Source organism: Pseudoglutamicibacter cumminsii (genome assembly GCF_003143995.1).
In the GTDB taxonomy this organism is placed as follows: Bacteria; Actinomycetota; Actinomycetes; order Actinomycetales; family Micrococcaceae; genus Pseudoglutamicibacter; species Pseudoglutamicibacter cumminsii_B.
The window spans coordinates 28,396-54,780 of the sequence record NZ_QFWG01000010.1 but is presented as its reverse complement, the minus strand read 5'-3'; the positions used below and the strand labels follow the sequence as shown (position 1 = coordinate 54,780).

Sequence of the window (26,385 nt, the reverse complement as noted above, 5' to 3'; positions counted from 1 at the left end):
GGCCGCGCGTCGATTCTTGTGAAGGCGGTGGGTTGCGTGGCAAACACGCAGTCAGTTCCTCAATCTGGTTCGTTTGGCGACGATATCGTTCAGCGTTATGGCGCGGACATTGATGCTCAGGAATATGAGGCTTTTGGGCACGATCGGGTGAGGGACCTGCTGGAGCGTCACGCGGCGGTGGGCCGAGTCCGTAAGCAGGGCTCCGCGGTAGTGAGCGTTGAGCCGCATGAGAAGGGGACTGTTGTGTTCCTGGTTGCGGATGACATGTCGTTCATCGTTGACTCGGTCACTAACTGTGTTCTGGATTTCTCGAATAAGATCGGGTTTGTTTTCCACCCGACGTATATGGTGCATCGTTCGGTTGAGGATGGTTCGCTGGTTGATGTGCGGAAGGTTCCGCTTTCGGAGTCGACGCCGGCTACGGAGAGCACTGCGGCGTTGCCTGCTTTGGGTATGTTGGCGGCACCTGAGGGTGCGCGTGCTGTGATCGAGTCGTGGACCGCGGTGTTGATCACTGAGGAGCTGGGTGCTGATCAGCGTGCAGAGCTTCAGCAGGCTGTCGAGTCGGTTCTGGCGGATGTGCGTAGCGCGGTTGAGGACTGGGAGCCGATGCGCGTGCAGGCTCGCCGCTTGGCTGAACGGCTTGAGCAGGAGATCCCGTCGGTTTCTGAACGTGATCGTCGTGAGGCTGCCGCGTTCTTGCGGTGGATGGATGATGATTCGTTCACGTTCTTGGGCTACCGCTATTACGCGCTTGAGCAGGAGAACGGTAACGAGATTTTGCGTGGTGACGTCGATTCGGCGCTGGGTTTGATGCGCCGTACGGATGCTGCGTCACGTCCGCTGAGCGGTAAGGCTGCGGAGAAAGCGCGCGAACCGCGCCCGCTGGTTTTGACTACCGCTAACCGCCGTTCTACGGTGCACCGCCGCGTGTACCTGGATTATGTGGGCGTCAAGGATTTCGCTGCTGATGGTTCGGTGGTGGGTGAGCACCGTTTCATTGGCTTGTACACGTTTGAGGCCCTGCGTCAGCCGGTCACTGAGGTTCCGGTGGTGCGCTCTAAGGTCCGGCATGTGTTGTCGCGCATGGGTTACCTGGCGACCTCGCACACGGGTAAGTCGATTCTGCGCATCCTGGAGTCGTATCCGCGTGAGGAACTCATCCAGTCGAGCACGGATGAGCTGGTCGAGATCGTTTCGAAGATTTCCCGTATGGGTGAGCAGCGCCGTACTCGCGCGTTTGTGCGTGGGGATGCGTTTGGCCGTTTCGTGACGGTCATGGTGTATTTGCCGCGTGACCGTTACAACACTACGGTTCGTTTGCGTGTTGAGGACGAACTGAAGCGCACGTTCGCGGCGGAGACCATGGACCTGGACGTCTGGAACTCGCCGACCACGGTGGTTCGGTTGACGTACCGCATCAAGGCGGGCGAAGGCGTCGACACTGTGGGTGTCGACGAGCAGGCGCTTGAGGCTCGGTTGACGCGTGCGGTGCGTTCGTGGAGTGAAGGCATCCTCGAGGTGTTCACGCAGGAGCGTGGCACGGAGAAGGGCATGCAGCATGCTCAGCAGTGGGCTGAGGCGTTCCCGGCTGATTATCGCGTGCGTTATGAGATTGAAGATGCGCTGGATGACGTTCGCGCGTTTGAACGTCTTGAGGCTGACGCGGATTCGGCGGGTATTGGCCTGAGCCTGGATTCGATTGATCGTCCTGAAGAGCTCGATGTTGAGGCTGATGGCTCGACGATCGCTAAGCTGCGCCTCTACCTGACGGATCAGGCTCCGCTGTCGTCGATCATGCCGCATCTTGAAGCGCTGGGGATCCGCGTGATTCAGGAGCGCCCATACGTCGTCGAGCCTTTGGGTGCGCCGGAGCGCTACCTGTACATTTTGACGGTCGCGTTGGCTCCTGAGACCGATGTTGAGCGGATCGCGCCGCTGGTTGAGGATGCGTACCGGGCTGTTGCGGCTGGCCGTACGGAGTCGGATGCTCTCGAAGGTCTGGTTACCGCGCAAGGCCTGACGTGGCATCAGGTCGCGATTTTCCGCGCTTATGTTCAGTATCTGCGCCAGTGTGGTTCCTCGAACAGTGTTGAGTTCGCTGCGGCGACTCTGCTGCGTTACCCGGCTGTGACGTCGGCTTTGTTGGGCTTGTTTGAGGCTCGTTTTGATCCGGAGTTTGCGGGTGATCGCGAGCAGTCTCAGCAGGACGCCCGCGATGCGTTGGCAACCGCGCTGGATGATGTTGCGACGTTGGACGCGGATACGTGGATTCGCCGTATGCGGGACGCGATCGGTGCGACGTTGCGCACGAACGCGTATCAGGGCCGCCCAACTGTTGCGTTGAAGATTGCGACGGGGGAGTTGGCTTTCGCTCCGATGCCGCGTCCGTTCCGTGAGATTTGGGTTGATTCGCCGCGTGTTGCTGGTGTGCATTTGCGTTACGGCGAGGTGGCCCGTGGTGGTTTGCGTTGGTCGGACCGTGAGGAGGATTTCCGTACGGAGGTTCTTGGTCTGGTCAAGGCGCAGGCTGTGAAGAACGCTGTGATTGTGCCGGCTGGCGCGAAGGGTGGTTTCTTCGCCAAGCAGTTGCCTGATCCTGCTGTGGATCGTGGCGCTTGGATTGAGGCTGGTCGCGCGGCGTATCAGGAGTTCATCCGTAGCTTGTTGGATATTACGGATAACTATGAGTACGCCGAGGACGGCTCGCGTTCGGTGGTTCGTCCTGAGCGGGTTGTGGCTCACGATGGTGATGACCCGTACCTCGTGGTCGCGGCAGATAAGGGCACCGCGGCGTTCTCGGATACCGCGAACGCGATTTCCGCTGAGCGTGGTTTCTGGCTGGGCGATGCTTTCGCGTCGGGTGGTTCGGTTGGTTACGACCACAAGGCGATGGGTATCACCGCACGCGGCGCGTGGGAGTCGGCTAAGCGTCACTTCAAGACGTTGGGTACCGATGTGCAGTCTGAGGACTTCACGATGATCGGTATCGGCGACATGTCGGGTGATGTTTTCGGTAACGGTTTGATGCGTACTGAGCACGCCAAGCTGGTGGCCGCGTTCGATCACCGCGATGTGTTCATTGACCCGAACCCGGATCCGAAGGTTTCGTTCGAGGAGCGCGTGCGTTTGTACAACACGCCGCGTTCTTCGTGGCAGGACTACAACCGTGAGCTGATTAGTGCTGGCGGTGGCGTGTTCTCGCGTTCAGCTAAGTCGGTTTCTGTGACGGAGCAGATGCGCGAGGCCCTGGGTCTTGCTGATGACGTGCGTGAGTTGACTCCGCTGGAGCTGATCCGTGCGGTGCTGATGGCGCCGGTTGATTTGATCTATAACGGTGGCGTTGGCACGTATGTGAAGTCGGAGTCGGAGACGAACGCCGATGTGGGGGACCGCGCTAACGATGCGATCCGCGTGAACGGCTCGCAGTTGCGTGCTCGCGTGGTCGTTGAGGGCGGTAACCTCGGTTTCACTCAGGCGGGCCGTATTGAGGCCGCACAGAAGGCCGGCACGGTCAACAACACTGACGCGATCGATAACTCGGGTGGCGTTGAGTCTTCGGACCGTGAGGTCAACATCAAGATTCTGATGGATGCCGCGGTTCGCGATGGTCGTCTTGCGTTTGATGACCGGCCGGCGTTGCTGGCGGAGATGACCGATAACGTCGCGGACGCTGTTTTGTCGACCAACAAGGCGCAGAACGTTTTGCTCGCTGTTGAGCGGGGTGTCGCCTCCGAGTTCGCGCCGGCCTATGAGCGGTTGATGAGCTTCCTGGAGGAGACGGTTGATCTGGACCGTGCACTCGAGGACCTTCCAAGCTCGGATGAGTTCAAGCTGCGCAGGCAGTCCGGCGCGGGGCTCACGACCCCTGAGGCCGCGGTAGTTGTCGCGTACACGAAGATGCAGCTGATCGATGCTCTGGTGGATTCTGATCTGCCGGAGGATCCAGCGATGCAGAAGGTCCTGGAAGCGTACTTCCCGCCTCAGCTCGTGGAGCGTTTCCCTGACGCGCTCGCCGCGCACCCGTTGCGCCGTGAGATCATCGCGACGATGGTCGCTAACCGCATCGTGAACATCGGCGGTGTGACGTATGCGTTCCGCGCGATGGAGGAGACCGGGGCGGATGCCGCGCGTCTGGCACGTGCGTTCTTGGCGATGGACGAGGTCTTCGGCATCGCTCAGCATGTTGAGGCGATCGCGCAGTTGCCTGCCGGGATTGACTATGAGCTGTGGCTGCAGCTGCATGTCGATTCGAGGCGCCTGTTGGACCGCGCAACGCGCTGGGTACTTGAGCATGAGTCGCTCGATGCGTCGGTTGACGAGATTCTCGCGAAGTTCGCTGAGCCAGTGGCTCGATTGCGTGAGGGCCTGGCCGACATGCTGTGCGGCGTGGACGCTGAGCGTGCTCGGGCGTGGTTTGAGCGTGACGTTGAGGCGGGCCTCCCTGAGGAGCTGGCGCGTCGTCACAGCTTGGATTTCGAGTCCTACACGCTGCTTGACATCACTCAGCTGGCATCCGCAAGCGAGTTCTCTGCCCAGGAGGCCGCGGAGATCTACTACGCGGTGTATGACCGCTACGGGATCGATGATTTGTTGACGCAGATCAGCGATTTGCCACGTTCTTCGCGTTGGGAGGCGTTGGCTCGTAGTTCGCTGCGTGATGACCTGTATGCCGCGGTGCTGGGCCTGACTCAGGCTGTGCTTGAGGCTCCGAAGGACGTCGATGCTGGTGCCGCCGATGCCGATGCCGCGGGCGATCTTTCGGCCGCGCAGGTTCGCGTGGTTGCGTGGGAGCAGCGTGACGCGGCCCGTATTGAGCGGGCGCATGAGCAGCTCGACGCGGTGCGTGAGGTGGGTGGCGGCCAGATGGCTCCGCTGCTGGTCGCCACGCGTACCATGCGTTCGATGGTTGGGCGCTGACGTTCCAGCTGGGCGGGTTCTAACTGACACAGGTTCTAACTGGCCCAGCTAAACGCTCTGGTTAAACTCAACTGGGGTGGTAGATCTTCCCCGGATCTACCACCCCAGTTGGGTTTGTGGGGGCCGTTTGGCCCGTACGGTTACATGTGCGACTTGACCTTGCGGACGTAGTCCTTGGTGTCTGGGTACATGCCGTTGTTTTGTACGCCTGCGAGGCCCTGGTAGTACGCTGCGATGCCTTCGTCGCGGTTCTTCGCGTTGCTCTGCAGGTACTTGATGAACAGGACGCCAGCGGTGACGTTGTCGTATGGGTCGAGCGGGTCGAGCTGGCGGCCTACGCGGTCGCCCATCCACTTAGCGGTGGATGGAAGCACCTGCATCGTGCCGATCGCGTTGGCTGGGGATACGGCGCGTGCGTCGAATCCGGATTCAACCTGTGCGTGTGCAAGAGCGAGTGCTGGGTCGACGCCGTGGCGTGCTGCGGTGTCTGCGACGATCTGACGCATCTGTGCCGGGCTTGGGACCTGGCGCGAGAGCAGGGTGCGCTTGGATACGTTCGCGTTGGTGTGGGTTTGCGCGTCGTAGGTGTAGTGCAGGAATTTGTTGGAGACCAACGAGTTGTCCTGTGCGGCTACCTTAGGCGCGCTCTTCGCAGCGGTTGCGGTGCCGTTGAGCTTGATCTTCTGACCTGGGTAGATGATGGTCGAGCCGTTGAAGTTGTTGGCTTTGAAGATCGCGGAGAGGCTCAGGCCGTGCTTGGCGGCGATGCCGGAGAGGGTGTCGCCTGCGCGGACGGTGTAGGTCTTCGATGCGGCAGCTGGCTTAGGTGCTGCCTTTGCCTTGGCTGCAGGCTTAGCAGCGGCTACACGGGCTGGTGCGGCGGCGCTACCGCTGAGCTTGATCTTCTGGCCAGGGTAGATGATCGTCGAGCCGTTCATCTTGTTGGCCTTGAAGAGAGTCGAGAGGCTCACACCGTGCTTGGCAGCGATGCCGGAGAGGGTATCGCCCGAACGCACCGTGTAAGTCTTCGCGGAAGCCGAGGTTTTGGACGCAGAGCGCGCTGGCTTCGACTTCTTGGTGGTTGGCTTTGGAAGGCTTGCACCCTCGCTGAGGGTGAGCTTCTGGCCAGGGAAGATCAGCGATGAGGCCTTGAGCTTGTTGAGGCGCAACACCTGCTCTACGGATACGCCGTGGCGGGATGCGAGGGCCCATACGGTGTCGCCAGCTTTGACGGTGACGGTCTTGGCCTTCGGCTTGGCAGCGGCAACGAGTGCTGCGGCGCGTGCCTTGGCATCCGCGACGTTGGATGGTGTTGGCGTTGCTGCAGGGCGTAGCGTCGGCTTGGTGGCGGGGATGTTGCTTGCGTTCGCGGTTCCCGCCAGGGAGCCGAGGGTCGACAGTGTGATGATGGGCAGAGCCGCCGTGGCGATGGCGCCATTGACGGTCGTGCGGCGCGGAGGCGTTGGAGCCATGATTGCTGACCTCACGTTATGTGGATTTACTTTCTGCACATTGCAGGTGGAGTCCGCGAGATCTCAGGGGGAATGAGTCCCTGTGGGTGGCGTTGGGTGTGGACGTCCCCGTGGCCGTTTTGTTATCTCGCGGACAACACCGTGATGCAAATGTGACATCTGTGAATATACAAGAAGAAAGTTCTGGATGTAAACCCAAGTGAAGAATGGTGCGTATGTGATACATGTGAAAGATGTGACTTCTGTGAATGTTGAGCTTCTCGAGTGTGGGATCTAGGCGCTCTGTGTGTCACAGTGGTGGTGTGCAGAATTCAGTACAGAATCATGAGGCGCCGAACGGCGGACAGGATCTTGAAACGCTCGTAGGCGAGTGGACGACCGTTCCAGACATTGTTGAATCCACTGGCTTGGATGTGCGCGAGCTACGCCGCTTGCTTGATGTTCGCGCGATCGTCGCGGTTCCGATCGGGGAGCGCGGTGTTAAGAAGATTCCGGCTCGTTTCTTCCGAGATGGCGAACCGTTGGATTCGCTCAAGGGCACCATCCAGGTGCTCACTGACGCCGGTTATAGCGATGAAGAGCTCATCGCGTGGCTCTTCACTGAGGACGAGACTCTCCCGGGCAGCCCGATGGATGCGCTGGAAGCGGGCCGCAAGACTGAGGTGCGTCGCCGAGCATCGGCCCTAGCCTGGTAGTCGCGCCGCCTACGCGTGCCGGCGCACAGCCGCCTACGCGTGCCGGCGCACAGCCGCCGCCGCAACTGAGCGGAGTCCTTCGCGGGCTTGCTCGGGGATGTCGAGGGCATCGAGTGCGGTCATGGCTTCGTCGTAGAGCGCATCGATCTGGCGGGCGTGATCTTCTGCCGCTCCTGAGTTTCGGATGAGTTCGCGGACTTCTTCGATCGTGGAGTCATCGAGGTCTTCGCGTCCGAGCACGGATTCGAGCCACGCTTGCTGCTCTTCGCTGATCCGTTGGCGGGTTAGCGCGATGAGCAGGGTGCGTTTGCCTTCACGGATGTCGTCGCCCGCTGGCTTACCGGTTTGGGCGGGGTCGCCGAATACGCCGAGTTCGTCGTCGCGCAGCTGGAACGCTTGCCCCGCAGGAAGCGAGAACGCAGACAGTCCGTCCAGTAGTTCCTGATCCGCGCCGGCAAGTGCGGCTCCGAGCAGGGTCGGTTTTTCCGCGGAGTAGCGGGCGGCCTTGTAGGTCACGATGGTCCAGGCATTTTCCGCGGCTTCGTTGGGGGTCAGCTGGGATCCGGTTTGTTCGGCCAGCACGTCGAGGTATTGGCCGGCCATGACCTGGGTGCGCATTTCGTCGAAGAGTTCGCGCGCCTTCGCGCCGGCGTTGGCCTGGTTGAAGAGTGTTTCGCTCAAGGCCAGGGCGATGTCGCCCGCGAGGATTGCGCCCGCGATACCGAATTCGGATGCGGACCGGTTCCACTCGTTTTCGCGGTGGAGGGCTTCGAGTTTGCGGTGTACTGCGGGTTGGCCGCGGCGGGTGTCTGAGTGGTCGATGATGTCGTCGTGGATGAGCGCGGCCGCCTGGAAGAGTTCGAGCGCGGTTCCAAGCGTCAGGAGGCGCTCGTCGTTGGCGTCGCCGCCGGCAGCGAGCGCTCCCCAGAGGGCGAAGATCGGCCGGAGCCGCTTTCCGCCCGAGCTGAGCGAGCTGATCGCGTCGACCAGGGCGTTGGTGCGGTGGCTGACGCGGCTGAGGTCGTGCCGCTGCTGGTCCATGAATGTTTTGACGTGTTCTTCGATGGCTTCGCGGAAGAGGGAGCTGATGTGCTCGGGCGAGGTGTCTGGGCTGATGTGTGCCAGGGGTGCCTTCGTAGAATCGGTCATGGCCCCTATTCTATCTGTGGCGTTGCCGTCTATCCGTGGCGTCGCCCCCGATGGTGGGGATGGCTGCCAATGGGGCATAAAGGTAGCGGTGCACAGCGTGATGCGTTGAACGGAGGTGGACGCTGGGATGAGTGAGTCCAGGCAGAAGCCCGAGCGCGTGATCGCCCATGTGGACGTCGACGCGTTCTTCGTGTCGGTTGAGCGGATTCTTGATCCGCGCCTGCAGAACCGCCCGATCATCGTTTCGCAGGATAGCCCGCGGGCCGTGGTGTTGTCGGCTTCATATGATGTGCGTGCGTACGGGGTTCATTCGGGCCAGCCGGTGGCTCAGGCTAAGAACATGGCGCCTCACGCGTTGATTGTTCCGCCCACGCGCTCGACCTATGGCAAGGCTTCGGCGCGGGTCATGGAGGTGCTGAGGGATGTGACTCCGCTGGTTGAGCAGGTGAGCGTGGATGAAGCGTTCATGGACATCACCGGAGTTATGCGTCACTACTCGAGCCCGTTTCATTGCGCTGAGGTGGTGCGTCAGCGCATCAAGCAGGCGGTGGGGTTGCCGGCGTCGGTGGGGCTTGCGCCGAATAAGTTTTTGGCAAAGATGGCCAGCGATAAAGCGAAACCTGACGGCGTGTACGCGATCACCCCGGGCGCTGTTGATGATTTCATGCGTGAGCTTCCGGTGGGTGAGCTGTTTGGCGTGGGGAAGGCTACTGAGCTAAAGCTGCATTCGCAGGGGCTCATGACGGCGGGCGATGTTGCGCAGGCTGATCCGCGCCGTATGCAACGGCTTCTGGGTAAGCACGGGCCGGAGCTCATCAAGCTTGCTCGGGGGATTGATCCGCGGCCGGTGGTGACGGAGCGTGTGGAGAAGTCGGTTTCGCATGAGCACACGTTCGATGCCGATGTCACTGATGAGGCGGTGTTGCGCAGGTGGGTCAAGGAGTTGTCGTTTAAGGTTGCGGAGCGTGTACGGGCGGCCGGACATCGTTTTTATGTTGTGGGTTTGAAGGTCCGGTGGGATGACTTCACGACGATTTCCCGGCAACGCCGCCTAAGCGACCCAACGGATTCCTCTGCTGTTATGAGTGAGGTCGCGTTGTCGCTGCTGTCCGCGTTGCCGCGTCCGTTAAAGCCTGTCCGGCTGATCGGCGTGAGGGCGGGCGAGTTCGCGTCCGCGCGCGAAGGCGAGCAGCTCATGTTCGACTGGGATCAAGCCGTGGCCGAGAGCAGTGCGTCGACCAAGCGTGATGAAAGCCCTGAGTCAGGGAAGAAAACGAGCACGAAGAAGACGGGCACAGAGAAGACGGCGGGCGCGGAGAAGATGATGGACGCAATCAACGCACGGTTCAAGGACAGCGTGCGGCCCGCATCGTTCTTGAAGGGGCCAGTCAAGAAGGACGATGCGGGGCCTCGGTGAGAAGCGACCGCTCGGTGAACGCGGGGTAAAGCGTTTCGGTGTTTGAGGAACCGGCTCGAACTGTGTGGGCCCGCCTGAGTACAATAGGAGTTCAGGAATGGTCCGATGAAGGGGGAGGCCGTGGGTTTATCTGAGAGTGAGCGCCGTATGCTCGCTGAGATGGAGAAGCAACTCCACGCAGATCCACAGTTTTCGAGCACGATGCGTCGCGTTGAGCAGACGCCGCAGAACAAGCTGAGCACCCGCAATATTGCGTTGGGTGCGTTGATCGCGTTCGCTGGCTTGGGTGTTCTCCTTTCGGGTATCGCGATTAGCGCTGGACTGATCGCGACGGTCATCTTGGGTATTGTCGGGTTCGGGATCATGGTTGTGGGTGCCGCCCTCGCTATGAGGAAGACCGAGCAGGTTGTTACTACGACGAGCTCGAATAGTTCGAATGCTCGCCGCGGCGATAGTTTCATGGCGCGGCTCGAAAAAGAATGGGATAACCGCCACAACCAGGGATAGTTTCCCTCAGTCCAAAGAACGGGGTGTAGGCCCCTAGTCAGAGCTTGCAAGGTGGGTTCGGAACACGGTTCCGAACCCACCTTTCGGATGAAATATGCCCCGGCCTAGGCCGATGCAGAGCGTATCGAAAAGCCCGGTTGGGTAACCTCAGGAAATCGTCTCAAAAAACTTACATTTGTTACTTGACTCACAGAGAACCTCATCCTACTGTTATCTCATCTCGTGGATGTTTCCATAAATATACGAGGTGATTTCTAATAGCTTTATTTCTCCAAAAGGGGGATAAGTATGTCTAAAAAAGTTTCATCGAAGTTCTTCAAGCGAGGACTCGCTGCTGGTGCCTTGAGCCTGGTCGCGCTGGGATCGAGCATGCAGGCTTCGCATGCCGCTGTTTTGTATGACCACATCAACTATTCCGGTGAAATGGGAACCTGGAACTCTGGAAATCTTCCTAAGTGGGCTAACGACCGCGCGAGCTCGATCAAGAAGGGCAAGTCGCGTCAGATGTGCGAAAACGCTGGCTGTTATGGGCGAACCGCTCCGCTCAGACACGATTACAGTGACCTGCGTTCACTTCGCACCAACCTGCACCTAGGTGAAACCTGGAGTGACCGGATCTCAGCTGTTCGATAAGGCGGACATGTGACTATGAAACATGGAAAAAGGGCTCTGGCCGGTTTCGCCGCTGCTTTTCTCGGGGTTTCACTTGCGGCGTGTAGCGGATCGAATGCCAGTAGTGAGGGGCGAGACACCAGCGCGCGGGCTAAGCTTGACCGCGAGAGCGCACAAATCCTGACCCCGTTATCGGCCTATCTGGTAGTTGATGACCCCGCCGATCAAGCGTTGATGGATCAAGCCAAAAGGGTCTACACGTCTAAGTGCATGGCTGAGAAGGGCCTCACGTACACGGCTACCGGGCCTGAAGATGCGGTTCTTGATGACCGCACGTTCGGTATTTGGGATGAGCAACTCGCGGCTGACTACGGCTGGGGGACAAAACCTAGCAGTGTAACCGCGCTGGAGGAACAGGAAGAAGCCGCAGGTGGCGAAGCCTGGACAACGGGGTATGAAGAATGCCAGACGCGGTTCGAGACAGACCCGGATACCGAAGTCCTCAGGGATTACAACGTAGCATCCTCTGATAGGGCTGACGAGCTGAGCACGCAGGCTCTCAACGCTGCCGCGAAGGACGAAGAATGGGAGCGAGTCCATAAAGAATGGGCTCAGTGCCTCACCGAGGCTGGGCTTACAGCCCCGAAGAGCAAGGACACGTGGGCCTCGGATGAGTCCACGGAGCTTCTCGAGTCCAAAGGGTCGCAGACAACACAAGAAGGCATCCGACTCGCCAGCATTGAAGCCCGTTGCAACAACCAAACGTCAACAAGCCAACGCCTCGGCGACCTGGTTGCTTCCTATCAACAGCCACTCATCGATAAGCATGAGGCTGAACTTAAACCAGCTAAAGAAGATAAGGACCGCGTCTTGTCCGCAGCCCGTGAATACATTGCACAGAACGGATAATTAGGTCCCTCAGTAGAAAGGTGTTAACGCATGAAGAAAGCGGGCGCACCACATCTTTCGCGGGTCGCATTCCCCGTGCGGACCCTCGTCATCACTGTCGTAGTGATCGGAGCAGTGGTCGCCGCTTTCTTCATCGGCACCTTGACGGCACCGAAAAGCTCGGTTGCCACGGTCACGGACGAGAAAGTTCAAGCCACCGCAGTGGTCGAAGAGCGTCCCATCGTCCCTGACACAGTCATTCTGGGAGCCGTAGGGGAGGGCAAAACACGGGATGTTCTGCCGACCGTCCTGCCGGAAACCCCCACCGTCACCAAACAGGCGCTGAAGAAAGGTAAGGACGTTGTCCCCGGCCAACTGCTGGGCTCAGTAGCGGGCACGCCAGTGTTCGCCGTGTCGGGGCAACTTCCCCTCTACCGCGACCTCGCCGCTGGCGATAAAGGCGACGACGTCATTGCCTTCCAGAAAGCGCTAGAAACGACCGGCTACAACGTTCCAGCGTCCGGTGTTGTCGATGCAACCACGATCAACGCCGTAGCGGCACTGTTCCGGGAAGCCGGCTACGCCCTGCCGCAGCGCGAGACCGACTCCTCACCGAGCGGGCCCTCGGACGAGTCCGCTACCGAGGAAGACGGAAGCGACCAGCCAGCCGCGCCGCAGACCCAGCCTTACATTCCAGTGGCGGCTTTCGCCTCCATCGGTGGCAAGAGCGGGACTGTGCTGAGCGTTGCCGGCGTATCATCCACCTTGGGGCCTGAGCAACCGTTCGCCAAAATTCGCGTGGGTAGTCGCACCATCAAAGCCTACGTAAACGTGGCTGATGCCCAGCAGTTGAAGAAAGGTACAGAAGTTCGGATCATCGCCGGTGCTGCCACGTTCGCAGGAACCGTTGAGAACGTCGGCGAATTCGAAGGCGGCACGGACAGCCGCGCGCCCGGCCACCAAGTGAGCTTTGCAACCAAGGACGAGGCGTTTGAGAAAGTCCAGACGGGAACTCAGGTTCGTGTAGAGCTCACCACGAAAGCTAAACCACAGAAAGCCGTACCAGTGACCGCTCTGCGGCACGATGCTGACGGCGACTATGTGCTCGTCGCGGCACCGGGGTCGCGCGGCACAACCGGGCAAGGTTCCAGCAAGCAGGGCTCAAACGATAAGGAGGAGCCTCGTCGAGTCAAGGTCACCGTGGGGAAAACCGCCGCCGGATGGGCGGCCGTGGAATCCGATGACCTTGCTGTTGGTGACACCGTGGTGCTCTGATGGAACGCCGCAAACTCATTGAGATGCGCGGGGTAACTCGCCAATACGGTGCAGACAGCACCGCCGGTGTCTTCGACGTCGACCTGGACATTTACGCTGGCGAATACGTCGCCATAGTGGGTCCCTCCGGTGCGGGCAAGAGCACGCTCCTGCAACTGCTCGGTTTGCTCGACGCCCCGAACAAGGGCTCGTACGTCTTCGCCGGTCAGGACCTCACCAAAGCGACGGAGAAGGACCGCGATAGGCTCCGGGCAGACAGTATCGGCTTCGTATTCCAGGCCTCGCACGTGCTGCCGCACCTGGACGCGTTGTCGAACGCCTCCCTCGGGATGGTTCCGCACGCTGTACCGCTCCAGGAACGCTCCGAGATCGCGTTCGAAGCGATGAACAGCCTCGGCATCGGCGACCGCGCCACGTATAAAGCGGGGGTGCTGTCCGGCGGTGAGAGGCAGCGGCTCGCTGTGGCGCGCGCGTTGGCATCGCAACCCGAGCTGGTGCTCGCCGACGAGCCAACTGGTGCGCTCGACACCGCATCGGGGATGGCGGTGCTCGCCGACCTTGAACGAGCGCGTGAGCACGGCGCGACGCTGATCGTCATCACCCACGACGAAGAGGTTGCGGCCCGCGCCCACCGCGTGATCCGCATCGTTGACGGCAGGATCGCGGAAGACACCGGCGTCTCTGCTGCTGTGCCGAGCGCCGCGAGCGTAGCTCTTGAGAAGCCGCCGCGGGGGCCGTTACGTACCCGCGTGGCTGACGTGCTCGCCGAATCTCTCACGGAGGTTTTGCTCCGCGGGATCCGCACAGCGTTCCTGGTGTTGGCGTTCGCGTTAGGCATCGGCGGGCTGATCGCTTCCGTGGGGATCAGCCAGACCGCCGCAGTCCAGATCAACGAGCGCCTCGAAGCCGCCGCGTTCGACGAAGTGTGGGTTACCACCCCGTACTACGAGCGGGAAGAACTCGAGGAGAGCCTCACGCGCGATCAGGAACGGATTCAGCAGCTTCCGCACGTGCAGCGGGTGACGCGCATGATTCAGCTACCCGCCTCGTCGACTGGCTTATACCGTTTAGAACCCGGCGACGTGAACTCAGGCGGGGGACTGCAGATCATCGCGGTGGATGACGAGTTTTTCGCGGCCCAAGACCTCACGCTAGGGAAGAAGCAGACAGCGGATCTTTTCGGGATACCGGCCGTTAATTCGGTAGCGGTTGTGGGGCCTGACGCTCTGCAAGCCCTGAACCTCCCCAGCAGTGGCGCCGACGGCTCGATTGTGGTGGGCGACCATCGTTTGAGCGTCGTTGATTCCTTCACGACGGGGGAACGACGCCCTGGGCTGAGTAATGCGGTGTTGGTCCCGTTGTCTTTGGCTCCACAGCTGCATCTAGGGCAGCCTCAGTTGTTGATTCGCACAGAGAAGGGTTTCCCGGCCGCACTGGCGGAGGCCGTGCCGATGCAGCTGGATGCGGCTGATCCGGGAAGCTATCGGGTGCAAACTGTGGCTGATTTGCGGAACCTCCGCATGGGTGTGTCTACGGATCTCGATGCGCTGGTCGGCATCATGGCGGCCACCTTGCTGATTCTTGCGGCTGTGAGCGCTTCGACGTCGATGTATTTGACTGTGCTGTCGCGTGCGCCGGAGATCGCTCTGCGCCGCGCTCTAGGAACAACCCGGAAGGGTATTGCGGCGCGGTTCGTGACCGAAGGCGTGCTGATTGGTTTCATCGGTGGGGCAGTGGGTGCGCTCGCGGGTGTTATTGGTGTTGTTGTGGTGTCTGCCGCGCAGGGGTGGACGCCTCAGGTTGAGCCGTGGCTTGTGCCGGTAGGTTTGGGCCTCGGTGTCGTGGCTGGCCTTGTGTCTGCTGTTGTTCCGGCTTTTATTGCGAGCAAGCAGCCTCCAAGCAACGCTCTCTAATCCGCTGTTGCGGTGTTGTAGGACCGTGTTAAAACGCTGTGGCGGGGATACAGGATTTCTCCTGTATCCCCGCCACTTTTGGTTTGAGTTAGCGGTCCGCCGTGGCGGTTCCGCTAGCTCTCACCGTTAGCGCTGCGATGGACGCCGACGCAATGCCAGCAGGCTTACGCCACCGAGCATCATCAGAGCAACCGTAGCCAGCGCCCCGCCAGCGTTGACACCCGTACGAGCCAGAGGCGGCGTACCAGGCTTCTGCGGCTGAGCAGGCTTGTTGTTGTCTGCACCCGGAGCGCTTGGGCTATCGCTAGGCGATTCACCTGGCTCACCGGTTGGATCCTCGGTTGGGTCCTCGGAAGGCGCCGGCGTTGGATCCTCGGTTGGGTCCTCCGACGGATCCTCAGAAGGTTCCTCCGACGGTGCCGGGGTTGGTTCCTCGGATGGGTCCGGGGTTGGGTCCTCAGATGGTTCTGGGGTCGGTTCCTCGGAAGGATCTGGGGTTGGATCCTCAGACGGCTCCGGCGTCGGTTCCTCAGATGGTTCTGGGGTTGGCTGTTCGCAGTTGCACTTGGTGCCTACGCGCAGCTTGCGCGGCTGCGGTTCCGTCACGACCTTCTCGGATGTTTCCGGATCGCCGACTGGCTTGCCGTTTTCGAGCTTCCAGGTCTTGGTGATTTCCTTCTCGCCGAAGGCGCCAGCCTGGTCCTCAACGACCTTGCCGACCTCGAGGTTCGGGTCGTACTCGATGACGGTGTCGTACGGGGTCTTCTCGGTGTGCTTATCGGTGAGCTCAGTCTGGTTCTTGGCCGGACCAACCTCAATGATCTGCTTGACCGGGTCGCTGATCTTCTCGGAGGTGTCCTCCGTAGTGATCTCACCGTTTTCGGCGTTTACCTTGACGGTGTGCTTGACCTCGCCCTGCTTACCTTCCTGGACAACCTTGGTTTCACCAGGCTGCAGATCCGGGTTCACACGAATCTCGGTCTCGAACGGAGTCTTCTCAGTCCATTCGAACTCGGTGGAGGCAGGCTTGCCCTTCGTGCCGATCTTGATGATCTTCTTGACCGGCTCGGTCACACGTACGGTTTCGGTCTTGGAATCCACAACCTTCGAGTTCTCGATGGTCAGGGTAGTGGTGACCTTGTCCTTACCAAGCTGGCCTTCCTGGACAGTCTCCTGCTTTCCGGCTTCCATCGTGTCGTCGAAGATCACCTCGGTCTCGAATGGCACGTCCTTGACGTACTCACTGGTGTGAGTGCCTTCGGACTTGGTGCCCACGCGGATGATCTCCTCGGTCGGTTCCTTGGTGCGTTCAGAGGTCACGACTGGGTCGCCCGAAGGCTTGCCGTCCACGAGCTTCTGAGTTGAGGTCACAACCTCGGTACCAACCTCACCCTTCTGGTCAACAACCTGCTTTCCGGCTTCGAGGGTGTCGTCGAAGATCACCTTGGTCTCGAACGGAATCGGCTTCTCGATCTTGGTCACGAGCTCGCTCGGAGCAATGCCAGGGCCGTACTCGACGATCCGCTTGACAGGCTCCTTGGTGGTCTCTTCCTCGACGACCTCAGCCTGATCGCCCGAAGCGGTGAACTTAGCGGTGAAGGTCTTCTCGCCGTTCTCACCTTCCTGAACAACCCGGGTTTCACCAGGCTTCAGGTCCGGGTTCTCGCGAACCTCGGTCGGGTACGGGATCGGAACCGTCCAGGTGACTTCCTTGGCGCTCTCAGCAGGCTTGGTGCCGATGACGACGATCTCATTCTGAGGCTCTTCGGAGCGCTCCCAGGTGCCGTCCTTCTTCATCTTCTCCTTGCCAGGCTTGCCCTTGGTCTCAACCTTGTACTCGCCGGCAGGGATGGTGTCGTCGTACTTGTACTCGACCTTGAACGGAACCTCGCGTTCAGGCACTCCGAGGACGTTGACCACAGCATAGGTGATATCCGTAGAGCCGTCCTCGTAGGTCACAGTAACCGGAATCTTGACCTGATCGCCTGGCTTCGCATCCTCAGGTGCGGTTGCGGTGATCTGGCCATTGTCGTCAATGCTGACATTCCAGCCGGCAGGAATCTCACCCAACTTGTATGGGTTTTCCTCCGCGACGTTGACGTTGTCTGGCTTCTCCAGTGCAACTGGCAGCGTTGCGGTTTCGCCCGGGTACACGGTCTGTACCGGGTAGGACGGTTCGGCTTCCCAGGCGTTGGTCAGCTTCACCACGGTGGTGACAGGCGCCTGAGTGGTCAAGCCACCCGGAGCGTTAACGGTCACCGTGACGGTGTTCTTGTCACCCGGCTTAGCATCGGCCGGCGGGGTGGAGGAAACTTCACCGGTCTTCGGGTCAATGGTGTACTTCCAGCCGTTGACTTCCTGAGAAAGAACCGGCTTACCATTCTTGTTTCCGAAGGAGAACGTGGAGCCGTCAGGCGTGTCCTCAACCTGGTGCTTAACTTCCTGGCCCGGAGCTGTGGTCTGAACGTTGTAGTTCGCCTTGATGTCGCCCTTGATAACGACGACGGTGCCAACGACGGTCTGTGGCTTCTGCTTGCCTTCATCGCTGTAGTGAGCCTGGACCGGAACGTTGAGGATGTCGCCTTCCTGCGCACCCTTCGGAATCGTGGTCGTAATCTCACCGGTCTTCTCGTCAACGTAGACGGTCCAGGTCTTACCGTCCTTGCTGGTAAGGGTGGTCTGGTTGGTGCCGTCCTCGAAGGTGTAGCGCGACGGGGCCTCATCGGTCGTGTTACCGCTCAGACCGCGCTCCGGGATCTCAGGAGTAAGGCTGACGCTCGCGTTCGGCTGGCCGGCCACCGTGTCGTAGGTCGGGATCTTGATTTCCACGATCGCCTGGAACTGGACCTCAATCTCGTCCGTGGTCTGGTCAGGGTAGGTTGCCTTGACCTTCGGAGTGATGATCGTGCCCGGTGCCACGGTGTCGTCAGCCTTCGCGATGACCTTGCCGGTCTCGTCGACCGTCACGGTCCAGCCCTCAGGCACAGTGGACTCGTCGATCTCAAACTTCGCCGGGTGAACCGGCTTGTAGCCCTTCATGATCGACTTGGTACCCACCTGGGCCGTGAGGTCAGCCCCGATCTTGCCCTTGGTCAGACCAGGGCGAACCAGATCGGTGACCTGGGTGTTGTTCGGGTCAACAACTACGAGGAGTTCAAGCTTGTCAGTGGAACCGTTGGAGTACTCCACCGTGATCACAGGGCGCGCGAAGGTGCCTGGGCGCGGGTCCTCTGGAGCGGTGACGGTGACGTTGTAGTTCTCGTCCATCTCGACGGTCCAGCCCTCGTAGACGTACTTCTCGTCCAGGGTGACCTTGGCTTCGTAACCGCCGTCTGCCTTCTTCTTCGCCAGGTCCTTGATCAGGTCAGGGGTCTGGGTGAAGGTGACCTTCTGCGGCTCGGTAGCAATCGGACCGGTAGCGCTATCGACGCCGGAGATAATCGTGGCGTCCGTCTTGTCGTACTTCGGGGAGTGGTACTCGGTGTCATCCAAGGAGAATGCCTTGGAGTCGATGACGTTCGCCTTGTTGTAGCGGGTCAGCGAGTTGGAGCTGTTGAAGGCTGCGTCATGCTCAATAAACTCATTGTTGCTCTTAGCTGCAGCCTTGAGCTCGTCTACGCTACGCGGTTTCGCAAGAACGGAGAAATTCACGTTCTTATCGGTAGCCAGGTCGGTGCCGCGGTACTCAGGCCAGGTGAAGTAGATCTCGCCGGTTGTTTCGTCGATGCGCAGGTTCTTGGTGCCGCCAGACGCCACTGGGTCGGTGGTGCCGATGAACTTGCCGTTGCCGTCGTAGGCCTCCACGACCATGCGGGACATGGAATCATCCGTGCCCTGGCCGGTCACAGCCGGGATGTTGATCTTACCGACCTTGATTTCCGCGCCAGGGACGATGACGTGCTTCTCGAAGTTCTCCCACGAGACCGTGATCGGGTTACATTCGATGTTCTCGCTCGGCCACGGGTTCACGAGGGCGTCAAACGATGCGTTGCCCCCCTGGGTGGCCCTTGGCCCTTGAGGGTTTTCCTGCTTATAGTCGCCCTGCCAGGCGTAACGTACCGGGTTCGCGGCAGTGGCCTCAGCGAACTGCTTGACTTTCGCATCGGTCAGTTCAGCGTTGAGGTTAAGGTTCGTTTGTCGGCCACTGCGATCGATCGCAAGGGCTTCTGTAGCCTTTTGCGTAACCTTCTTATCAACAAAGGTCTGACCAGCATTCATAGAGGGAATCTGTCCCGCATCGAGGTACGCACTCATGAGGCCTGAATTGGTAAAGTTCCAATCGGCAAACGTGCGGTCCTTCGAGTTATCGAAGGCCACACTCAAGCCCCACCGGGTTTTGTTGGGGCTGCTCGCGCTCGGCTCAGAGGTATACCAGCTGAAACCAGCCTGGCTGCCCTGCTGAGAGTTGTCTGCCTGAACAACACACGATCCGGCCGGCAGGTCGGAGGCCTTCTGGGCGTCCTTCTCTACCGCGCCCGACTTGTCGCGGATGCCGCCGGAGAGTTCAGCGGCCGACGCCGGTGAGGCGGCCATGAAGCTAGGGACAGCCGCAAGCGACGTGCCTGTCAAGGCTATGACTGAAAGCGCGGCCAAGGACAAACGCGGAGCGCGTTTCTTCCTGTCCTCGCTGTTGTGTGTACGCATAAATGAGTCCTATCGAAATAGATTCGGCGGTACATGCGCCCTGAAAAGCCATCAAGAAAAACAGTGCAACAAGGGCACAACCTTGAAGGAGCATCACCTTTCCTGTGGCTAGGCTATGACTCCACTATATGCCCGCTGAGGGTGAACTATCTACTGCTTGCGGCGCTCATGCCAGGTGACATTGCCCTCACGCCCTGCTGGGGAGTGGCTTGTCTCCAACGATGGAGTCAACAACTTCAGCTGTGCCGAAGAGCGCATCGTCGTTGCCTGTTTGCCAAGCGCCGTGGTTGCAAAGTCGCGGTCGGAATGCGCTGGCAAGAACTGATGCCGTTGAATATGGCAGATCACCGATGCGGTATAGGTCCGACCGTGCGGCTAGGAGTGCTGTGGCGAACCGAGAGTCGTGTTGGGGTGTCACTGCTATACCTCGTCTCTTGCTGTGCTGTCGAGACCTGGTGTTGTTGCCACTCTTTCGGGCGGAATTGTTCGAAGACCTTGCTTCCAATCGATCTCCACTTTCATCCACCGTCAACCCCGCCCACGTGCTTTCGGGCCACTTTGGGTCGACTGGAGGCTAAAGAGGTCGCTAGTGTGAGCCGCCAAGATTATTTCCCTCCACTTTCACCCCACCTGCAAACTTTCCCGTGTTTTCAAGGAAAAACGGGCATAGGTATTTCACAGATTTTTCTCAAAACACGGGCAAACCATTTGACGGGGGAGTGAAGTGGAGTAAAGTGGGGGCTGTTGGAGCTAGATGGAGTTCAGGGAGTGGACGCCCTGAACTCCACCACTTTCAGAAAGGGGTGGCGGTATGTTCCTTGGGACGTACACGCCACGTCTTGATGAAAAAGGACGCATCATCCTCCCGGCCAAGTTTCGGGACGAGCTCAGCAAGGGCCTCGTCCTGACCCGCGGCCAGGAACGATGCATCTACGTTTTCAGCGCTAAGGAATTCGAGGCGGTCCACGAGCAACTCCGGGCCGCCCCGATGTCCTCAAAGCAAGCACGGGACTACATTCGCGTTTTCCTGTCCGGAGCCTCAGACGAGATGCCGGATAAACAGGGGCGCGTCACCATCCCACAACCACTGCGGGCCTACGCGGGCCTCGATCGCGACGTAACCGTGATCGGAGCCGGCAGCCGAGCAGAGATTTGGGACACCGAAGCCTGGAACAGCTACCTCACTGAGCAGGAAGACTCCTTCTCAGACACAAACGAAGAAGTGATACCCGGCTTCTTCTAAAAGGCCAGCCGGCACCTCAGCCAGCAGACCACGTAGAAGCACCGGAAACCGAGGGGCGCGCTCTCCTCCCGCGGACGCAGGTATCCCGACTCACCTTCCCCTGAGCCGGGCCACCAAACAGGTTCGCGGTGGGGGAACGAGCCCCTCGGAGCATCTTCACCACACACAAATATCTTCAACCCATACGAATTCAGTACAGACCGACCACGCAGCGGGCCGGCGCACATAGACCCAAGCCCCGCAGGAGGTGGCAGCTCAGTGCACGACGAAGCACCATTCGCCGATGCCGCGGCCACCCGCGCACAGCCCCCCGCTGAACACCAGACCCCAGCCGAACGTCACACCCCCGTACTGCTAGACCGTTGCCTCGACCTCCTCCAACCGGGCATCGACGCCGCGCGAGAAGCCGGCCGCACCCCCTGGGTCATCGACGCGACACTCGGCATGGGCGGGCACACTCACGAAATCCTCGCCCGCAACCCCGACACCCACGTGATCGGCATCGACCGCGACACCAACGCGCTCGCCATGGCAAGCGAACGCCTCGCCGAATACGGCGACCGGCTCGTCACGTGCCACACCACCTACGACAACATCGACACCGCACGCGAAACCACAGGTATCGATGCCGTCGACGGCATCCTCTTCGACCTCGGCGTCTCCTCGTATCAGCTAGACGAACGCGAACGCGGCTTCGCCTACTCCTACGACGCCCCGCTCGACATGCGCATGGACACTACGTCCACGCTCACCGCGGCCGACGTCGTGAACACCTACACGCACCAACAACTGACCCGCGTGCTCAAGGCCTACGGCGAAGAACGCCACGCGCGCCGCATCATCGACGCGATCCTGCGCACCCGCGAAACCCAGCCGTTCACCACCACCGGGCAACTCGCGCAGCTCATCATCGACGCCTACCCACGCGGAACCAAAGGCGGCCACCCCGCCAAACGAACCTTCCAAGCGCTGCGCGTAGAAGTCAACGACGAACTCGCAGTCCTCGAAGCCGCTCTCCCGGCAGCCCTCGACGCCGTCGCAACCGGCGGCCGCATCGTGGTCATGAGCTACCAATCCCTCGAAGACCGGCTCGTCAAATACGCCTTCGCGGAAGCCACCACCTCATCCGCGCCAGCCGGGCTCCCCGTCGAACCCGAAGAACACAAAGCCCAATACCGGCTCGTAACCCGCGGCAACGAAAAACCGACCCCACAAGAAGTCGAAGAAAACTCCCGCGCCGCTGCCGCCCGACTCCGCGCAGTGGAACGTACCCGCGAACCACTCAGCCGCCACCACTACAGCGACCGCTTCAGCCAACGCACCAGGAGGAACTCATGAGCGCACAACCACTGCTCAGGGTCAACCCCAACCACGCTGAACCCCAGTACGATGGCGGCACCTACCGTGACGCCCAGGCTGAAACGCGGACGCCGCTGTCCATCATCGAATACAAGCCCCGCAAACGCCTGTGGAGCTTCATCGTGCTGTGCCTCGTGATCATCGGCGTCACAGTCGCAACCGCACTCGGCATCAACGTCAAAGTAGCCAAAGGCCAGTACGAACTCGTCCAGCTGAACAAACAACAGCAGCAACTCGTCCAAGACAACCAGGCGCGAAGCGCTGAGCTCTACAACAAAAAGTCCCCACAAAATCTCGCCGCAAACGCAGCGAAACTCGGGATGACCGCCTCCGGAAGCGCCGCCACGATCGACATCGAAAAGAAGAAAATCTACGGCACCGCAACCGAAGCGAAAAAGAAAGACAAAGGTGCGGCCAACGGCCCCCACGTCAAAGCGCCTCGCGCGCACGACTACAGCGAACGCGAACTAGAGCGCGCCCGCGAAGCCATCCGCGCCAAGCAAAACGAAGCGGCTACTAAGCAGCAAAGCACCAGCTCGTCGATCGGATCTGCGGCTGTTCCGGGTGTGGACGCCAACGGAACAGGCGCTGCCGAGACCAGCAAGGGGGACGCTAACGTGAGCGACACCCCTCAGAAGAGCACCGACGCGAAAGACACCGCCGGCAATAATAAGAAGACCGCCGACGCTCAGAAGGAAACCAAGCCATTCGACGGCAAAGACCTCAACGGCGGAAGCATCCCCGGTCCACAAACCACCGGAGAAACCAGCGGGAACTAAACCTCATGCTGGAAACTACTCCCTGACCTACACCCCAGGAGACACGCATGGCACGTAGCACCGCTGAACTCCGCTCCGTGAAACGCATGCGGGTGCTGCTCGCGTTCGTGATGCTGCTCATGCTCGTGCTCGCAGGGCGGATGGTCTGGGTCCAAGGGATCGACTCCAAACAAGCCGCGGCCGATGCGCTCTCATCCCGCACCACAAAAGAAACCCTGCACCCCGTCCGCGGACGCATCCTGGACCGCAACGGGGAAGTGCTCGCGATGTCCGTGGTGCGCTACGACATCATCGTCAACCAAAACCTCGTCGCGGACGAATTCTCGCGGAAAAACCCCGAAACCGGGCAACGCGAAACCATCACCTCCGAACAAGCAGCGGAAGAAGTCGCCTATCAACTTGGCAAGGACCCCGACGAGGTACGCGACCTCATGCTCGGAGTTGAGGGCGAACGCAAAAACGGGTACTCCGTCATCGCTAAAAACGTGACGCCCAAGGTGCGCGACGAAGTCATGCGCATCGGGTTCCCATGGATGAGCACCGAACAACGTGCCCACCGCGAATACCCCAACGGCGCGATCGCCGGCCAAGTGCTCGGCTTCACCAACGCTGAAGGCAAAGGCGCGAGCGGCATCGAGCTCTCGCAACAAAAACACCTAGAAGGTATCCCCGGCGAACGCGTCTACGAACGCTCCGCAGACGGCGTGCGCATCCCCGGCGCCGCGCTAGCCGAAAAAGAGGCCGTCAACGGCCAAGACGTCCAACTTTCCATCGACCAAGACATCCAATGGGCAGCGCAAGAAGCCGTGATGTCCAAACGCAAACAATTCAATGCGCTCTGGGTCAACGCCATCGTCATGGACATCAAAACCGGCCGCATCCTCGCGATCGCCGACTCGACCCCGATGGACCCCAACGACCCCGCCGAGACCGACGCCGACTACCGCACCTCGACCGCGATCAGCCAAGCCATCGAACCCGGCTCAACCGGCAAGATCCCAACCTTCGCCCTCGCCTACGAGCAAGGGAAACTCAAGCCAGAAGAGAACTTCAAAGTCCCGAATAAGAAAAAATTCGGACAAGAACTCATCTCTGACTCCCTGCCACACGCAACCTTCGACATGACCGGAGCCGGTATCTTCGCACGCTCCTACAACACCGGAACCGTCATGATCGGCGAACGCCTCAAAGACAAAGACCGCTACGAATTCATGAAGAAACTCGGCATCGGTTCATCCCTCGACGTCGGGCTCGGCCCCGGCAACCCGGGAATCCTCGTGAAACCCGAAAACTGGGACCGCCGCCAACGCCTCACCACGATGTTCGGGCAGGGCTACTCGCTCTCACCCATGAACACCGCTTCGATGTTCCAAGCGATCGCCAACGGCGGAGAACGAATCACGCCCACCATCGTCGAAAACTACATCGACGCCGAAGGCAACAAAACCAAAGCACCAACCGGCGAGAAGCAGCGCGTGGTCTCCAAAGACACCTCACAGAAGATGCTGCGCACCATGGAATCCGTGGTTGAACACGGAACCGCGCAAGCCATGAAGATGCCCGGCTATCGCGTAGCCGGCAAAACCGGTACCGCGCAGGCCCAAGGACCGAGCGGTAAATTCGACCAACACTCCCAGGCCTTAGGCGGCGTCGTACCCGCGGACGATCCTCAGTACCTCGTGCTCGTGACCATGCACCACCCGAAAGGCAACTGGAAAGACTGGTCAGTAGGGGACACCTTCACCAGCATCATGGAAGCAACTGTGCGCAGCCGCGGCCTCGCCCCAAGCGATGCAAAATCCAAGGCCTATAAAGTATTCACCGGCGACAAACAGAACTACGGATGGTAAGGAAACCCGTGTCACACACCCCCAACAGTGCGGCGCAGGCCGAACAAGCCTTCCGTCCAAAGCACACAACCGGCGCAACACTTGCAGCACTCTTCTCGCAAGCAGAGTTCGCAGCTAACACCACGGAGCTCGCGCCCGAGGCCGCCGAGACCCGAGTTACCGGCGTAACCCTCGACTCCCGAGCCGTCCAGCCAGGCGACCTCTACGCCGCGCTGCCCGGAGCCAAAACCCACGGCGCGCGCTACGCAACCCAAGCCATCGACGCCGGAGCCGCCGCCATCGTGACCGACGACGCCGGCGCTGAACTCATCCGCGCCGAACTCGCTGGAACAGATGGCACCAGCACGCCCATCGTGGTCACCCAGAACCTACGCACCCGCCTTGGCGACCTCGCTGCAACCATCTACAGCGGCGGCGACCAAGGTGGCGGCAACGGCCGCCAGCTCCCGGCGCTCATCGGCGTGACCGGAACCAACGGGAAAACCACCACAACATATATGGTGCGCTCCCTGCTCAACGCGACAGGACACAACACCGGACTCATCGGCACCATTGAAATCCAGTCCGGAAACGAAACCATCGAAGCCAAGCTGACTACGCCGGAAGCCACCCAGCTCCACGCGCTCCGGGCCCGCATGAGCGAATCCGGCGTCGACACCATCGCGATGGAAGTCTCATCTCACGCGATCGAATTCCACCGCATCAGCGGGTTGCTCTACGACGTGGTCGGCTTCACCAACCTCACCCAAGACCACCTCGACCTCCACGGCTCGATGGAGGAATACTTCAACGTCAAAGCCCAGCTCTTCACGCCAGAACACGCGCGCACCGGCGTGGTCCTAGTCGATGACGCGTGGGGCAAGAAACTCTCCGAAACCGCGGGCATCCCGGTCCAAACACTGTCTGTAGCGGGCAACGACGCCGACTGGACCGTGCGCGACATCCGCCGCGACCACCTCGGCTACCGCTTCACCCTCACCGGCCCAGCCGACGACGCCGGCGCGCCACAAACGCTCGACGCGCACGTAGACATGCCAGGCGAATTCAACATCGCCAACGCCGCACTCGCGCTGGTCATGGTGCTCTCCTCCGGAGTGCCCGTAGCGCGGCTGCAGGAAGCCATTGCGAGCGAAGCCGCACCGCTGACCCCAAGCGTGCCCGGCCGGATGGAAGTCGTATCGACCCGCCCCGCGGTCATCGTCGACTTCGCACACAACCCCGACGCCCTCGAACGCGCCCTCGCATCCGTACGCACCGGCGAAGGCCGCGTCATCGTCGTCTTCGGTGCAACAGGGGAACGCGACCAGCTCAAACGCCCCATCATGGGACGCATCGCCGCACAAAACGCCGACGTCGTGATCGTGAGCGACGACGACCCACACGATGAAGATCCAGCCACCATCCGCGCCGCCGTGCTGGAAGGCGCACGCGAAGCAGCCGCAACCACCGGCGCCACCGTGCTCGAAGCCGCGCCGCGCGCCAACGCAATCCACCAAGCCGTCCACATGGCAGGCGACGACGACGTCGTACTGCTCGCAGGCCGCGGCCACGAAACCGCGCAAGAAGTCAGCGGAACCCTCGTACCCATCGACGACCGCGAAGAAGCGCGCGCCGCACTCACACAACAAAGCACCAAGACCGAGTAGAGTCAGTCAACAGAAC

General features: G+C 60.6%; 16 protein-coding genes. 13 read left to right on the top strand and 3 right to left on the bottom strand.

All coding sequences use genetic code 11. The annotated features are described in order from the left end of the window. Positions 1–36 precede the first annotated feature (36 nt). The gene (locus CAY35_RS07780) at positions 37–4,920 is read left to right on the top strand and encodes an NAD-glutamate dehydrogenase (RefSeq protein WP_109304064.1); all 4,884 of its coding nucleotides are present in this window, start codon (positions 37–39) and stop codon (positions 4,918–4,920) included. A gap of 140 nt (positions 4,921–5,060) precedes the next feature. Here CAY35_RS07780 and CAY35_RS07775 read toward each other — a convergent pair whose 3' ends face one another. Continuing rightward, positions 5,061–6,392 carry a lytic transglycosylase domain-containing protein gene (locus CAY35_RS07775; protein WP_109304063.1) on the bottom strand — a complete coding sequence of 444 codons (1,332 nt, stop codon included), beginning with the start codon at positions 6,390–6,392 and terminating at the stop codon, positions 5,061–5,063. Positions 6,393–6,694: 302 nt separating this feature from the next. On the opposite strand from CAY35_RS07775, the gene CAY35_RS07770 reads away from it, so the two are divergent. Then, positions 6,695–7,087, top strand: a complete 393-nt coding sequence (locus CAY35_RS07770; protein WP_109304062.1) for an Rv2175c family DNA-binding protein — start codon at positions 6,695–6,697, stop codon at positions 7,085–7,087. Positions 7,088–7,120: 33 nt separating this feature from the next. On the opposite strand, the gene CAY35_RS07765 is transcribed toward CAY35_RS07770, so the two are convergent. Beyond that, positions 7,121–8,236, bottom strand: a complete 1,116-nt coding sequence (locus tag CAY35_RS07765; RefSeq protein WP_109304061.1) for a polyprenyl synthetase family protein — start codon at positions 8,234–8,236, stop codon at positions 7,121–7,123. 127 nt (positions 8,237–8,363) lie between these two features. Between CAY35_RS07765 and dinB the strand changes: the two genes are divergently transcribed. From dinB to CAY35_RS07735, 6 genes are all read left to right on the top strand, one after another. Beyond that, entirely contained in the window at positions 8,364–9,653 is a 1,290-nt protein-coding gene (gene dinB, locus CAY35_RS07760) for a DNA polymerase IV (RefSeq protein ID WP_109304060.1), read from the top strand. A gap of 120 nt (positions 9,654–9,773) precedes the next feature. Continuing rightward, positions 9,774–10,160, top strand: coding sequence for a DUF3040 domain-containing protein (locus CAY35_RS07755; RefSeq protein ID WP_180754680.1), 387 nt, complete (start codon positions 9,774–9,776; stop codon positions 10,158–10,160). Positions 10,161–10,448: 288 nt separating this feature from the next. Beyond that, positions 10,449–10,793 carry a hypothetical protein gene (locus tag CAY35_RS07750; RefSeq protein ID WP_109304059.1) on the top strand — a complete coding sequence of 115 codons (345 nt, stop codon included), beginning with the start codon at positions 10,449–10,451 and terminating at the stop codon, positions 10,791–10,793. 213 nt (positions 10,794–11,006) lie between these two features. Next, a complete protein-coding gene (locus CAY35_RS07745) occupies positions 11,007–11,681 on the top strand; it encodes a hypothetical protein (protein WP_146191946.1) in 675 nt (224 codons plus the stop codon). Between the two features lie 30 nt (positions 11,682–11,711). Then, positions 11,712–12,935 carry a hypothetical protein gene (locus tag CAY35_RS07740; protein WP_109304057.1) on the top strand — a complete coding sequence of 408 codons (1,224 nt, stop codon included), beginning with the start codon at positions 11,712–11,714 and terminating at the stop codon, positions 12,933–12,935. Next, a complete protein-coding gene (locus CAY35_RS07735) occupies positions 12,935–14,848 on the top strand; it encodes an ABC transporter ATP-binding protein/permease (protein WP_109304056.1) in 1,914 nt (637 codons plus the stop codon). Before CAY35_RS07740 ends, CAY35_RS07735 begins: the two co-directional genes overlap by 1 nt. A gap of 126 nt (positions 14,849–14,974) precedes the next feature. Here the strand turns inward: CAY35_RS07735 and CAY35_RS07730 are convergent, their stop codons facing one another. Continuing rightward, on the bottom strand, positions 14,975–19,492 hold the full coding sequence (locus tag CAY35_RS07730; protein WP_109304055.1) for a G5 domain-containing protein: 4,518 nt from the start codon (positions 19,490–19,492) through the stop codon (positions 14,975–14,977). 811 nt (positions 19,493–20,303) lie between these two features. Here CAY35_RS07730 and mraZ point away from each other — a divergent pair. The 5 genes from mraZ to CAY35_RS07705 all read left to right on the top strand — a co-directional run bounded on the left by mraZ (position 20,304) and on the right by CAY35_RS07705 (position 26,369). Then, a complete protein-coding gene (gene mraZ / locus CAY35_RS07725) occupies positions 20,304–20,735 on the top strand; it encodes a division/cell wall cluster transcriptional repressor MraZ (protein WP_101629624.1) in 432 nt (143 codons plus the stop codon). 258 nt (positions 20,736–20,993) lie between these two features. After that, entirely contained in the window at positions 20,994–22,073 is a 1,080-nt protein-coding gene (gene rsmH / locus CAY35_RS07720; protein WP_109304054.1) for a 16S rRNA (cytosine(1402)-N(4))-methyltransferase RsmH, read from the top strand. Then, on the top strand, positions 22,070–22,873 hold the full coding sequence (locus CAY35_RS07715; RefSeq protein WP_109304053.1) for a hypothetical protein: 804 nt from the start codon (positions 22,070–22,072) through the stop codon (positions 22,871–22,873). Before rsmH ends, CAY35_RS07715 begins: the two co-directional genes overlap by 4 nt. 47 nt (positions 22,874–22,920) lie before the next feature. Then, positions 22,921–24,723 (top strand): peptidoglycan D,D-transpeptidase FtsI family protein, encoded by a 1,803-nt coding sequence (locus CAY35_RS07710; protein WP_258265699.1) that lies wholly within the window; start codon positions 22,921–22,923, stop codon positions 24,721–24,723. Further along, positions 24,717–26,369, top strand: a complete 1,653-nt coding sequence (locus tag CAY35_RS07705) for a UDP-N-acetylmuramoyl-L-alanyl-D-glutamate--2,6-diaminopimelate ligase (RefSeq protein WP_109304052.1) — start codon at positions 24,717–24,719, stop codon at positions 26,367–26,369. Before CAY35_RS07710 ends, CAY35_RS07705 begins: the two co-directional genes overlap by 7 nt. The last annotated feature ends 16 nt before the right edge of the window (positions 26,370–26,385 follow it).